Genomic DNA, 14,728 nt, shown 5'->3' on the forward strand with positions numbered 1-14,728 from the left:
TCTTCTATTGTTAATTCCTCCGATAACTAAACAAAAAATCATTCAGGAATAGGTTTGTTATCATAAACTGCAGGTATCTGTTGCTGCATCCAAATCGTCATCCAAGCCGATCCCATACGAGTGGCAATAGCTTCTTCCCTACCCGGATAACTGTTTTCATTATCACCGGTATAGGTATGCCTGTCGGCAAAACGCTCCTGTTGCGCCAACACTTTGTCCATATGCAGTTTTGCCCAATACTTCCCTTTATGTTTTTGCGCAAGATTATCCCAACCATAGGTAAAAGCGGCGATATCCATATTTGCGAAAGCATCATAAATACCTAATCCCCAATCAGATCCCTCAGGGTAATAAACCTCGGGCGATCCCTCCTGATACATTGTTCCACCCGGCGCTTTGTAAGGCGGTGACGAAAACCGATGAGCAGTCACTGAATAGTAAATTTTATCTAGATTAAATCGGGCTGCTTCCGGTGTCTTTTTTCCGGCTAACGAAAATACAATAGGCGCATTGATCATCGAAGTAAGCGCATTGTATATTGGGTGAATTATACCGTGATTAATCACAAAACCGGGCTCCTCGACATTGTAACCTTTCAACCAATTACTAACAGGCTTTCCATGTATAACTTTCGAGTTATGCAAATCCGAAGGCAAAGCAGTCGCTGCGACCATATATTCAACAGCTTTTTGCAACCATTTATTTGAATTGGGATGATCTGGCAACATTGTTGCTGCCAAATACAATAATTCAGCATTCCAAGCATCCTCTTCAATTTTAGAATCACCCGGGAAAAGTATTTTTCCGCTACTGTCTTTATAAAAAAGAGGAGCCGTAGGAAGAAAGCGATCGGCTTCGGTAACAATCATTTTTGTGATATAGGATTGATCTTTCGGTGAAAAATCGTCCCATAAAAGCCAAGCTGCATATCCCGAGTAATAAGCCCAAAGAGCCGCTTGCCAATCCCCGCCCCAAACCTTGCGTTTGCCATTAACTTTATGATCATAAGCCACTGAACGAACCAACTTGATCGTTTTGTCTTTAGCTTCTTGCAAGGACACTCCTGTGATGGAAGGGTCATATATTCCGGTTTTAATGGCAATAGCCAAACCAAATGACATTCCTGCCGGAAAACGATACCTGTATTCATTTACCTTCGATTTGCTTTTCAAGTCAAGATAGCCCGTAGAATCTGACTCGTATTTTTTTACATCACGATACCAAGAATTAAGTGCAAATTTATTGACATTAAGCAAGGCTGATTTTACCGTATTCGTTAATTGATCCTGAGGTACTTTTTTTCGAAACTTACTCCAATTAATAGGCTGAACCATTGTTGAAGGATCGGGCTTCTCCACTACTGTTACAGTTTGACTTTTTCCGGAACTGACTACTATAATCAACAACAAGATGGAAACCCCATATTTTAAATTATATTTCATCTTTACATTTTTTTTATTTTAAAAAACATATGACTATAATCTTACCTCCCTCTTTTCGGTCACCATCTAATCATAAATATCAACTAAGGAATAAAAACCATTGATCGAATCAATGGTTTTTATTCCTATTTCATTTAGAAAGGTTCTAATTCCTTTTATTTTGAAAATTCTAATCCTTTTAATTTATTCCAACCTCCACGAGTAAAATCAGGAATTTCCACTGGAGCCGAATTATTATTAAGGGAAGTTTCTGTTAATGGAGCCAAACAAGACCATTCTGCCAAATCATATACATCCATATCCAACGGAAGTCCGTTTTGAAGACAGTAAATCAAACGGTAATCCATTACGAAATCCATTCCTCCGTGACCTCCAACTTTTTTGGCTTTTTCTTCGATTCCAGCCACAATTGGGTGTTTGTATTTTTCCATCAAGGCCTTTTTCACGTCTGCAGGCACAAAACTGTGGGCATTCAAATTCTCGTGATTCACTTTTACATCAGCACTTATCGATTTTGAATCCAATGCATAACCTTCTACAGGATATTTATTGGCAAAACCTTTTGTTCCAGTAAGTTGATACATACGGCTATACGGACGAGGATTCGCCACATTATGCTGAATTTGGATTGTTTTTCCTTTTTCTGTACGAATCATGGTCATAGTATGATCTCCATTTTTAAAATCTTTTATCTCCTCTCCTGTTTTTTCTTTAATGAAAGCAGGAATACCTACAACTTTGGTATCCATGGAAACCAAATAATTCATTTTGTCACCACGATGGATATTCAACGCCATACAAGCTGGTCCCATACCGTGTGTGGCATAAATATCTCCACGGTGTTCTTTATTGTAGTCTAAACGCCAGTTACTCCAATAATCTTTCCAAAAAGGTTCAAGATTGTGAATATAAGCACCTTCTGCGTGAAGAATTTCACCAAACAATCCTTGTTGAGCCATGTTCAAAGTAGTCAATTCAAAGAAATCATACACACAATTCTCCAATTGCATGCAGTGTTTTCTGGTTTTTTCGGATGTATTGATCAAATCCCAAATTTCTTCCATTGTCATGGCACCGGGCACTTCAATTGCCACGTGCTTTCCGTCTTTCATCGCTTGAACGCCAATCTGCGCATGATGTTTCCAGTCGGTAGCAACATAAACAAGGTCTACATTTGGAAGAGCCGTTACTTTACGCCAAGCATTTGCATCACCAAAAAATTCTTGTGCTTTAGGAAGTCCCGCTTTCTCCAAAATCTTGTTTGCTGATTTTGTTCTGTCTTCCAGCATATCGCAAAGTGCAACAATCTCAACTCCTTCAATATGTGTCATGCGCTCAACAGCACCCGGTCCTCTCATACCCAATCCTATGAATGCGACACGAACCTTTGGTAATGGGGTACAAGCCATACGCAAAACGTCTGTTTGTCCTTTGGCACGCTTTGGAGTAGCGGTCTTAATCATTTGGGCAGATGCCCCTATCCATCCCAATACACAACAGATAGTCAGAATGGATTTAAAAAAAGTAGTTTTCATTATTATATTAATTAAAATTATTAAAAATTATGTAAATCTCTTATTGTTTAAAAAAGGTAAAAATGCTTTAAAACTTAGGGTAAATTATTAAAATCAATGTTAGGTTTTATATTATTTAAAGGTCTTGTGAAAAGAGTTTTAAACTTAGTGTAATCATTAAAGAACCCGCAATTTCTCAAATAGAATGAGTTATCATCCAAACCTCCTGAATAATCCATGCGATACCCTTTACTTCCGGTATTATCGATCGTGAATTTCGCAGCATTTATTTCAACCCAATTTCCTTTATCATCGCAAATCCATTGATTACCAAACAACACTTTGCGCGTTAAATCACCCTGTTCAGGAATAAAATTCTCTAAAAATGAATGGAATCGTTTCAAATACGTATTGGTTTGCGGACGATTAAAACTTGCGATTAACTGCCATTGACCCAATTCTGGAGCAAAAAAGTAAGCCGTATAAGTGGTTGTATTATCCTTTTGAGGCACACCATGGAGTAAAAATTTATAGGTATTACCGGTAATCCAATTGTATCTCAAATAGCTTTGTCCCCCTGAACCTTCATTCCCGAACTCCCCTGCATGAACATCTTTCCCTTTCTTCAACAATTTAATTTTATGAGTGTCTGGAATACTTTTAGGATCGTCTGTACTAAAGGGACTCCAAACAGAAAACAGGAATCTGCGTTCTTTGGCAGAATTAACCTGTATGCCAAAATATCCTTCGCCAAATCCGTTTGCCATATAATAAGACCCTATCAAATCTTGGCCTTTTGGCACGGTAACTTCGTTATAAAACCATTCGGCGTTTGTTTTTTCTGGCACTTGATACGCCAAATGTGTCGAAGGCCCACGTCTGCCCCAATGAAAAAAATGCCCTTCATTATTAGGAACTAATCCTATATTTCCTTTAGCATCTTCACTACTAATTATTAATTTTGGAATGGAAGGAAAAGCATTAGCAGTCTTGCTGATACCTTTTATTTTTACGGCAACATATCCTGTATCGGATATTTTCCAACTTCCTGCGATTAGCGATTGCTTTTTAGTTTCATTGTATGTTACTTTTTTGGAAACATTATTGATTATGTACTCAACAACTGATTTTCCGGAAACGGCAACTGATTCATCTGTTGCTATTTTGAAAGTTCCTGGTTTCGAAATTCGGAAGTAAGCCGTAAAATATTCTTCGGGATTAGTCCAGTTTTCTATTCCGTTGTTTGTTATGGTTTTACTGCCCAGATGCAAAGAACTGTACGCATTGCCCCCAAGAGGCAAAGCTAAATTAGTGGCCGCTTCTTGGGCGTTTAGATTAGAACCCAGAAGAACTAGCGCAAAAAAAGAAAGCGTTTTTTTAAAATATTTCATGCTATTTAATTGATTTATAAAATTGAAATAATCTGTATCAGGATTATCGTTATGTTTTTTTTATGGTTTTGAATAAGGTCTATTACTATTCTTTATTGTCCTTTTTCCGGTTTTAAATCTTCTAAAATAGGCGTAATGATAGTTTTGACCTTTTGTTGCACCACCTCATTTTTTTGTTCGAAAATCACGATATCATTTTTGCCTTTTTTAAGCCAACATCCCGGCAGATACAAAGTTTGTTGCGGACCAACACTCCAATAGCGACCAATATTGATTCCGTTTACAAACACAATTCCTTTGCCCCAATCCCGCATATCCAAAAAAGTATCACCTGTTTTCGCAAGATTAAACGAGCCTTGGTATAAAGTGGGACGGTTTGTTTTTGCGGAACTTTTGTGTTTGGCCAAATTCGGAACGTCAGTCATGGGGAGTTTATACATTTCCCAATCACCCGTAATCGTTTCCCCATTAATTATTACCGGGCTAATAATTCCTTTGTTGTTCTCATTTATTTGTGGACCGTAATTTATACGTCCCATATTTTCCACAACAATGTCTAAAGTAGCATTAAATGGAATGTCAATTTCGCAATCGTATTTTTTATAGTATCTATTTAACTCGGCAACTTTTATTCCGTTAACATAAACTATTGCATAATCACGTAAGCCTTTTAATTCTAATTTTCCACTGATGGGTTGCGTGAATTTTTTGCTGTACCAAACGTATCCATTCCCTTGATTTAACTGCTCAAAAGTCAAAGGATTGTCTTCGATTACGGAGCTTATCCCTGATTTAAGATCAGCCAAATCAACTGCTTTGGTCAAGGCTATATCAGGAATAGTAATCACTGCTATTTTTGCAGGAACAGCTGGTGTTTCATTCGTTTTCAACAACTCCCTCAAAGCATTGTATTTAGGCGTTGCCCAACCGGCTTCACTAATTGGGGCATCATAATCGTATGAGGTCATGTCAGGCTGAATATCATGTTCCTTGTTGTAATTTGCTCCGGTAGTGAAACCAAAATTTGTACCTCCGTGAATCATGTAGTAATTAAATGAAACTCCGTTATCCAAATATTTTTTGGTTTGACGAACAGTTTGCTCCGGTTTTTGTGTAGGGAATGGTTCTGCCCAATGGTCTAACCAACCGGGATAAAATTCGGCCACCATATAAGGACCTTGGCCGTTGTTAAATTGCTCAACTACCTTTTTCAATTTTGCAATGTCACCCTCACCATTGGCCGTTGGAAGCGCACCGGGTAAAGCTCCTCCTTCAAATAACCAACTCCCGTCTGAAGTAAAGAAAGGAACTTCGAATCCTAAATCTTTTAACTGCTGGAATACCGCAGCGCTATATTTTTTATGTTCTGCCAACGGAATGTCTTTACGTTGCGCCACGTAAGAACCAAATTCATTCTCGCCCTGAACCATAATAATTGGTCCGCCTTTGGTAATTTGCAAATTTTTGACTTGATTGTATAATGCCGTGAAATACGATTTTGTGGCAGCCAAATAGGCTTCATTATGGCCTCGAATAACCATATTGGGCACATTTTGCAAGAACCACGGATACCCACCAAATTCCCATTCGGCACACACATAGGGTCCCGGACGCAAGATTACAAACAAACCTTCTTCCTGCGCAATTTTAATATACTCGGCCAAGTTTTTATTTCCGGTTTTAAAATCCCAAACACCGGGTGCAATTTCATGATAGTTCCAAAAAACATAGGTCGCAACAGCATTTAACCCCATAGCTTTCATCATTTTTAAGCGATGACGCCAATACGGTTGTGGAATACGTGAGTAATGCATTTCACCACTATGAATTTGAATGGGATTACCATCCAAAACAAAATTACCTCCTGTAATGGAAAAAGTATGTTTTGATTGCGCCCCTGAATTTGCAATAAACAAGAAGAATAGAAATAATACAAAAAAGTGCTTCTTCATTTGGTTCTCATTAATGTTTTATGAAACTTATTTTTCTAAGTTTAGTTTGTAATGCGTAATTATTTTTTGACATAGAATCTGGTCACTTACTATTTATCACTGCTTTTTCGTTCCTATTCCATTGACCACAATTAATAGAATTATCTTTTTCACTTGCGGCAGTAATTAATTTTGTGGTTTTTACCTTTTGGCATCCAGATTGAATTGACCTATCTCGCTGCCATCGTCTTTGAACATCGTCAGATTCATTTTTTTTGAGCTGGCTTCAATTCGAGTCAAAGTTCTTGTTCCTGTAACTGGGCCTCCGCCAATGGCAAAATGATAAGAATGCTTTGGATTTGGTTCATACAATCCATATTCATGGGTATGTCCCGCAATAAATAAATCAATTTTGTACTTATCGAACAATGGCCCAAAAAGTCTTCTGCACTCCAAAGGTCCATGCCAGTCCTCCCCAGAATAAAAATGTGGAATATGCATCATTACCACTCGAAAAGGTGCTTTTTTAAACGCTTTCGTTTGCATTTGTTCCTCCAGCCACACGGCTTGCTCTTCCCTATATTTGTCAAAATCGACTGCACCACCATAAACGGGGTGCGTATCCAATTTATCTTCACCAGTGTCCAAAACTATTGTAAACACGGAGCCCATTTTAAAAGAATAGTATTCTCGATTATCATAATTACAGTAATAATCATAAAGATTTCTCGAGAATTGCCCTCTGGTTTCATGGTTTCCCCGAACAAATAAAAATGGTTTTTCGGTTGAAAAAAAACTGCAGGGATTCAATAAATGGTTGATGACCTGGTTTTCATCTTTTTGGTAATCAAACATGTCACCATTTAGAAAAACAAAATCATAAGGTTTGTCTTGATTGATTTTTATCAGTTCTTCAAATGATTTCGGACGATCATGAATATCATTCAATACCAACCAGCTGACTTTTTCTGCATCAGGATTCAAGGTCGTAAATGAATAGATTTCACTATTGATAGTTTCTCCAAAAGTCATTTTATAGGGCTGAAATTCCACGATTTGCTTCGAAAAAACTTTGTAAAAATATTTGGTGCCAGGTTTTAAACCATTTATGGACACACAATTTATTTTAGAATGCGTATTCATCATTCCATTAATAACTTGCTGTGCTTTTGTTCCCAATTTTTCTGTTTCGCCAAACTCAACCCAATTCAGACATTTTAAATTGGTAAGCCACATTATAGTCATACCGTTTATGGTTGGAGCCTGCAAATACGGTTTAGTCAAAAACATATGGGAATCGTCTATTGTAAGTAAATCCGATTTTGTTTCTTCAGCAAAAGCGGACAAAGGCAATATGCCTGCCGCCACAGCTCCTGTTACACCTGCAATGGATTTTGTTATAAAGGAACGACGTGTATTGGTAGTTTCCATAAATTTAATACTCTACAAATTACTTAATCGGATGGTTTAGAATTGTTGTTTTCTGTTTTCATGAAAAGGTTGCAAACTATTTTTGACTATCTAGTTTTCGCCTTTTTCAACTATAAATCAAACATCTCAATTTGATAAAAAAAGAAAATTCAAAACAATAAAATTTACTATTCCGTTACGAAACTATAGATTATATTTCTATTAACCAAAGAAAACATTAAAAAATGTGTTCGAACACATTAAATTTATGTTATCGAGCACAAAATGTAGTGAAATACTGTTTTTTCATAATCTATTTTTATTAATTTTGAAATAAATTCAATAGATTTACATGATTTTTTTCCTACTAATGGTTGAAACACTGATTAAATGATATTAATTTGCGGAAAATCAATAATTATTTATTCAATCTTGCAATCACTTTTTTCTATTTTTTTTGGATGCTAAAAACCAGCTTAAAAAGAGCTGTTAAATACGATAAAATAAATGGGGATTATATAAAGAAATTAATTGCTCTTTCTTTTAATAATTTCGTTTTTAAAAGAATGTTTGGACTTGGTTTTAAAACAAATAATAAACACAAAAATGAATCACGAAGTAAAAGATTACAAAGTAAATTTAATCGAAAAAAAACAGTTAATCATCACCGGAAAAGGAGATGACAATTTATGGAATAACGCCATGATGCTAACCGATTTTTGTTCTCCATGGGATACTGAAAAACCATCAAAAATAACGTTCAGGGCACTTTGGGATACCGAAAAATTGTTTTTCAACTTCACCGTTTTGGATTCGTCCATTCACATAGAAAAGCAGAATGACAGCATTGACAGCATCAATAATTCAGATAGAGTCGAACTTTTTTTCAGACCCGACGATTCCATGAATCCCTATTACTGTCTGGAAATGGACACGGATGCCCGATTAATGGATTTTATGGCGCATCCAAACAAGAATTTGGATTTCAGTTGGAATTGGCCAAAGGACGATATCGTGGTTAAATCATCCGTAAAAGAGGATTCTTTCACTGTTGAAGGGTCAATTTCCATTCAATCCCTAAACGATTTTAATTTAATAAAAAACAACAAAATCGAAACAGGAATTTTTCGGGCTAAATATTCCCCGGACAAAAGCGGAAATTTTGAGCCTACCTGGATAACATGGGTAAATCCAAATACGGAAACACCAAATTTCCATATCGCTTCTTCTTTCGGCATACTAATTTTAAAAGAATAGGCTTATTTAAGGTTTAAATGTTTAAATGTTTAAAGTTAATGAATAAATCCTAAAAGAAAGTTCTTTACTAGGCACTTACTTTTATGACTACTCCGGCTTGTTTAGCCAATTCTGCTCGCAATGAATTAGGAATCGTAACACTGATTCCGCCATTCACATTTTTATAATTCAGTTTTTGTTTGTTTGCCAAAAGCATAACGTTCAATTTTCCTTTTAAACTGTTTTTGATGACAATCTGAGAAGGAATCTCTTTTTCGGTTGCAGTGGGAAGGTAAATTCCAAAAACGGTTTTTTCACCTTTCGAAGTGTAATATAAATTACCTTCAGAATAAGGTAATATTGGCTTTGTGGCATAAATGGCATCTCCATTCACATCAAGCCATTTTCCAACCTCGGCCAATGTTTGTTTTATTTTTGGTTCAAATTCTCCTTTCCCGTCAGGCCCCACACCAAGCAATAAATTACCTCCTTTGGCAACAATACCAGTCAATAATTGAATTACTTGAGTACCTGATTTGTATTTATCATTTGGAACCCAGCCCCAGGCTCCTCCAAGGGTAATGCAACTTTCCCAAGGCACAGGAATTGGTTTTTCAAGCACTCTTCGCTCAGGGGTTAGGAAATCTTCATATTCACCCGATACCGTTCGGTCTACAACAATCAATTCTGGTTGTTTTTTGCGTGCGTTATCTACAATGTGTTTCATGTTGATATCCAAGTTCTGACGCCCTTTTGCATTAGAAGCGGGACGAATCCATCCGCCATCAAGCCATAATATATCCACTTTACCGTAATTGGAAGTCAATTCATCCAACTGATTTTGGGTATATTTTACAAAACTTTGCCATCTTTCGGGATGGTCTTTGATGTTGTAATTTGGATTTCTGTCTTTTGGGGGATAATATTTCCACCAGAAATCCTGAGAATTCCAATCCGGTTTCGAAAAATAAATCCCAACCGCCAATCCTTCTTTCCGGGAAGCATCCATCACATCTTTTAACACATCGGGCTTTGAATTTTTGGCGTAAGGTAAATTCGGATTCGTGATTTTAAAATCGGTAAATTTCGAATCATACATACAGAATCCATCGTGGTGTTTGGACGTGAAAACTAAATATTTAAAACCCGCACTTTTGAACATCTTAGCCCATTTTTCGGAATCTAAATGTGTTGGATTAAAACTGAATCGAGCTCCGCGATAATCTGAAGCATAAGATTCATAATCTTCATAACCGTTTCGTGTTACCCAGTCTTCAGGAGCCAACCCCCAGGATTCAATGACTCCCAATTGGCTGTACAATCCCATATGAATCAGGACCCCAAATTTATAATCCCGCCATTTGGCAAGATTTTCTTTTGCAGGTTTATCTTTTGGACCTACATAGGAATCATAAGGTGTTTTCACATTTTCGGGTAACATGATGTCCCCTTGTGCGTGAGACAAAGTTACTGTTGAAAAACAGCACGCTATCAAAGCTAATTTTAATTTATTCGCCATTATAGATGAAATTTATTCAAATTTTTTTATTTGTCGCACCTCTATTTTACAATTCGTCAGATTCCTATCACTTAAGCGTTAACTTGTATTTAGCAATGACACAGTCACTATTACACAAATAATTTTAGCGATAAATGTCTTTTTTTATTAGTTTTTAGATATATAAATATTCGTTTTTTTTCTAGCTAAAAACTATTAAATGCTATCTAATTTTATTTGAGTATAAATCGGAATCATCAGCATTTTAAGCTTTTGAACTTTCGATTACTTTCAGCTCTTTTCCAACTTTAACAAAAGCATCAACAGCTTTCTTTATTTGATCCAAATCATGTCCCGCAGAAATCTGCACTCGTATTCTGGCTTTTCCTTTTGGCACAACCGGATAGAAAAACCCTATTACATAAATTCCCTCTTCCAACAGTTTTCGTGCAAAATCCTGGGCCAATTGTGCATCATATAACATTATAGGCACTATGGGGTGTACACCGGGAACAATATCAAATCCGGCTGCCGTCATTTCTTGACGGAAATATTTTGTATTTTCTTCCAATTTATCTCTTAAATGAGTGGAATCGGTTAAAATTTCAAGCACTTTTAAAGTAGCACCAACAATGGACGGAGCTATTGTATTTGAAAACAGGTAAGGTCGGGAAACTTGACGCAACAATTCTACAATTTCTTTTCTTGCAGCCGTGAATCCACCCGAAGCACCTCCCAACGCTTTTCCAAAAGTTCCCGTGATGATGTCAACGCGATCCATTACATTGTGGTATTCATGAACACCTCTCCCACTAGTCCCTATGAAACCTGTGGAGTGACACTCGTCGATCATTACCAAAGCACCATATTTATCGGCCAAGTCACATATTTTATCCAATTGGGCAATCGTTCCATCCATCGAAAATGAACCATCGGTAACAATAAGTTTTCGCCTTGCAGAGCTGGCTGCTTTCAATTGTTCTTCTAAATCTGCTATGTCATTATGCTTGTATCGAAATCGATTGGCTTTGCAAAGTCGAATACCGTCAATTATGGATGCATGATTAAACTCATCTGATATTACTGCATCTTGGGAAGAAAGTAACGGTTCGAATATACCTCCATTGGCATCAAATGCCGAAGCATATAAAATACAGTCTTCCATTCCCAAGAACGCAGCTGTTTTCTGTTCCAATTCTTTGTGGATATCCTGTGTCCCACAGATAAACCTCACTGACGAAAGTCCAAAACCATATTTTGTAAGGGCTTCAATTCCTGCCTCAATTACTTCCCCATTTGATGCAAGACCCAAATAGTTATTGGCACAAAAATTCAATACATTATTTTGGGCTGTTGTATTGATTTCGGCTCCCTGTTTCGAAGTAATTATTCTTTCATTTTTATAAAGCCCGTTGGATTTTATGTTTTCCAGCTCGCTTATCAATTCATTTTTTGCAGTTCCGTACATCGTCTAATTAATATTAAGTTCTGTTGTATATTTTAGTTTCAATTCGTCAATCATGACATTGGTCATCGCATCAATATCAAATTTTGGTTTCCAATTCCAATCCGCTCTGGCAACTGAATCATCAATACTGGATGGCCAACTTTCGGCAATTTTTTGTCTAAAATCCGGTTGGTACACTATCTCAAATTCCGGATAAATCTTTTGAATGGATTTGGCTAATTCTTCGGGTGAAAAACTCATCCCCGACAAGTTATAAGAAGTTCTCACGCTAATGTTTTCTTTAGGCGCTTCCATTAATTCGATGGTAGCCCTGATAGCATCATCCATATAAGCCATTGGCAATATTGTTGTAGGTTCCAAGAAACATTCAAAAACCTCATTTTTAACAACTTTATGAAAAATATCAATTGCATAGTCAGTTGTTCCTCCGCCCGGTAACGACTGATGTCCAATCACACCCGGGTATCTTATGGAACGTATGTCAAGACCATACTTTTCATGGTAATATTTGGCCCAATTTTCACCGGCCACTTTACTGATGCCATACACCGTTGAAGGTGCCAAAACATAATCTTGCGGTGTTTGATTTTTTGGTGCATCGTTTCCATAAACAGCAATAGAACTTGGAAAAAATACTCTATCAATATTAGTCAATCTTGAAACCTCCAAAACATTAAAAAGAGATTTCATATTTATATCCCAAGTACTTAGTGGCGCCTTCTCGCCATTTGCAGACAGGATAGCCGCAAGATGATAAATTTGTGTAATTCCAAATTTTAAAACTAGCCGTTGTAAAGCCTCAAAATCTGTTGCATCAAGGACTTCAAAACAACCATTAAAAGATGGATTCATGCGTAAATCCGAAGCTATTACATTATCCGCACCATACTTGTCCTGTAGTTTTTCGGTCAAAACAGAACCTAGTTGTCCACTGGCTCCAACTATTAAAATTTTTGTCATTATATAAGATTGATTTATTTGTTCGCTGTCCATCGAATTTAATAATGGAGGCAATTACATCCATTTTTCTTTACTGTTTTGCTTCTTAATTCTTAAACTCCACATTATCGAGTTTTACAACCAATGGATTGGGCCAATTTGAACCATCATAAATACGCTGTGCATTCATTACCGATATTTCAATTCCTTCATCGCCTTTAGATATAATGGTTGGTTCAGGATTGGCTTTTGTAATGTATTCGAGTACTTTTCCATTGTGCCCCAACAATAAAATTTTGGCATTGCTATTCGCTTTCAACGATTTTAGTTGAATGGTTTTTCGTTCTTTATACTTCCAATTGCTCTCCGTTAAAAAAACATACAGTGAATTATCTTTTTCATTTTTAAGAAACCAGTTTGTTCCTTCTTTAATAACGGGACAGGCCACTGTGTTTTCCAGCGCCTCCTGATTGATAAAATTCCAGAGCGATATTTCATTTAATATGGCTAGTTGCTCTGGAGGAAAATTTCCTTCTGCATCTGGACCAAAGTTTAAAAGAAGGTTTCCTCCTTTTGCTCTAATTTCTATCAGTTTTTTAATTGCTTCATTTCCTGACTTATAATTTTCATTAGTCGGCTGGAATTGCCATGCTTGGCCTAGTGTATAACAAGCTTCCCACGGCGCTTTAATTGGTTTGTCCGGAATTACTTGTTCGGGAGTTTGTATAGCCCCTCTTGTTACTACCACATCAGGATTTATTTTCCAACAAACTTTTGCAAGTTCTGTTTTTCCAAATTGATCAAGACCGTCTAAAAACACTATATCAATCTTCCCGTAGTTGGTCATTAACTCTGTCATTTGTTTTTTTGCATAACTGTTCAACTCTGGATTGTGCGAAGCAAGGGCTTCTGGCCTTTCCCTTGATATTAATGTACCTTGTTTGTGTAAGAAATAAAAATCATCGGGAGAGAAATAGAGTCCGATTGCAATACCTTCTTTGCGAAAAGCATCCACGACCATTTGGGTAATATCTTTTTTATAAGGTGTGTTTGCAATACTGAATGTTGTGGTTTTAGTATTAAACATACAAAAACCATTGTGATGTTTGGTTGTAAACACCACATATTTCATTCCTGCTAATTTTGCTGCTTTTGCCCATTGTTCAGGTTTGAAATTCGTCGGATTGAATGTTTTGGGCAAATCATCGATATAACGTTTCAAATAATCATCTGAAGCTCCAACCATACTATGACTAATAATCGTCCCTAGCTGTACATCCATACTCCAATGTATGAACATTCCAAAACCAAGATTTGAAAACCATTTTTCCCGTTGGGGCTTATTCAGATTCAGCATTTTCTCCTGGGAAAATGCTTGCAGAAATACAGTTAGCAAAAAGAAAACTGTTACGAATGTTTTTTTATTTTTCATGCTTTATATTTTTTTAGAAATAGCTTGGATCATACTTGAATCGAGTAAAATAAATTATCAAAAGAATATTATTTAATAAAAAAAACAAGGTCTGTTTTTTTTTATTACGCGACGAAATTATAGATTCGGTTTTAATAAAACAAACAAAAACCAATAAAATGTGCTCGAGAACATAAATTTAACGTGTTCGAGCACATTTTTTATCGTTTTATTTGTTTAATTAAAAAATAAAATATAGTTTCGTCATAATTAAGGAGTTAAAAGCGCGAAATAAACATTTATAACTTGTCATTTTCAGCAAAAAAACAACATGATTTTTTGGAATTTTCGGACTTTAAATTTAATATGAAAAAACTCATATTATTTGATTTCTGAAATTAGCAATACTAGTTCTGTTTTTTGTCAATTATCCGTGAAGGCGTTACATAAGTTGTTCTAAAAATCTCAAAATATTAATAACTATTTTT

At 36.3% G+C, this 14,728-nt stretch carries 10 protein-coding genes; 1 reads left to right on the top strand and 9 read right to left on the bottom strand.

Features of this window, described 5'->3' with window-relative positions; all coding sequences use genetic code 11:
• Positions 1-38: 38 nt before the first annotated feature.
• The 5 genes from BUC16_RS10325 to BUC16_RS10345 form a co-directional block, all read right to left on the bottom strand.
• Positions 39-1,442, bottom strand: a complete 1,404-nt coding sequence (locus tag BUC16_RS10325) for a hypothetical protein (RefSeq protein ID WP_073370377.1) — start codon at positions 1,440-1,442, stop codon at positions 39-41.
• A 155-nt stretch (positions 1,443-1,597) separates the two neighbouring features.
• Positions 1,598-2,977, bottom strand: a complete 1,380-nt coding sequence (locus BUC16_RS10330; protein WP_073370378.1) for a Gfo/Idh/MocA family protein — start codon at positions 2,975-2,977, stop codon at positions 1,598-1,600.
• Positions 2,978-3,051: 74 nt separating this feature from the next.
• On the bottom strand, positions 3,052-4,347 hold the full coding sequence (locus BUC16_RS10335) for a DUF3472 domain-containing protein (protein WP_073370380.1): 1,296 nt from the start codon (positions 4,345-4,347) through the stop codon (positions 3,052-3,054).
• 92 nt (positions 4,348-4,439) lie between these two features.
• On the bottom strand, positions 4,440-6,299 hold the full coding sequence (locus BUC16_RS10340; RefSeq protein ID WP_073370382.1) for a glycoside hydrolase family 35 protein: 1,860 nt from the start codon (positions 6,297-6,299) through the stop codon (positions 4,440-4,442).
• A 180-nt stretch (positions 6,300-6,479) separates the two neighbouring features.
• On the bottom strand, positions 6,480-7,709 hold the full coding sequence (locus tag BUC16_RS10345) for a purple acid phosphatase family protein (RefSeq protein ID WP_073370383.1): 1,230 nt from the start codon (positions 7,707-7,709) through the stop codon (positions 6,480-6,482).
• 585 nt (positions 7,710-8,294) lie between these two features.
• Between BUC16_RS10345 and BUC16_RS10350 the strand changes: the two genes are divergently transcribed.
• Positions 8,295-8,945 (top strand): sugar-binding protein, encoded by a 651-nt coding sequence (locus BUC16_RS10350; protein ID WP_073370385.1) that lies wholly within the window; start codon positions 8,295-8,297, stop codon positions 8,943-8,945.
• A 67-nt stretch (positions 8,946-9,012) separates the two neighbouring features.
• Here BUC16_RS10350 and BUC16_RS10355 read toward each other — a convergent pair whose 3' ends face one another.
• The 4 genes from BUC16_RS10355 to BUC16_RS10370 all read right to left on the bottom strand — a co-directional run bounded on the left by BUC16_RS10355 (position 9,013) and on the right by BUC16_RS10370 (position 14,261).
• Entirely contained in the window at positions 9,013-10,443 is a 1,431-nt protein-coding gene (locus BUC16_RS10355) for an alpha-L-fucosidase (protein WP_084546147.1), read from the bottom strand.
• 244 nt (positions 10,444-10,687) lie between these two features.
• Entirely contained in the window at positions 10,688-11,890 is a 1,203-nt protein-coding gene (gene kbl, locus BUC16_RS10360) for a glycine C-acetyltransferase (RefSeq protein ID WP_073370388.1), read from the bottom strand.
• A 3-nt stretch (positions 11,891-11,893) separates the two neighbouring features.
• Positions 11,894-12,850, bottom strand: a complete 957-nt coding sequence (locus BUC16_RS10365) for an NAD-dependent epimerase/dehydratase family protein (RefSeq protein ID WP_073370760.1) — start codon at positions 12,848-12,850, stop codon at positions 11,894-11,896.
• Between the two features lie 85 nt (positions 12,851-12,935).
• A complete protein-coding gene (locus tag BUC16_RS10370) occupies positions 12,936-14,261 on the bottom strand; it encodes an alpha-L-fucosidase (RefSeq protein ID WP_073370390.1) in 1,326 nt (441 codons plus the stop codon).
• Positions 14,262-14,728 lie beyond the last annotated feature (467 nt).

This window comes from Flavobacterium fluvii (genome assembly GCF_900129545.1).
Lineage (GTDB): Bacteria > Bacteroidota > Bacteroidia > Flavobacteriales > Flavobacteriaceae > Flavobacterium > Flavobacterium fluvii.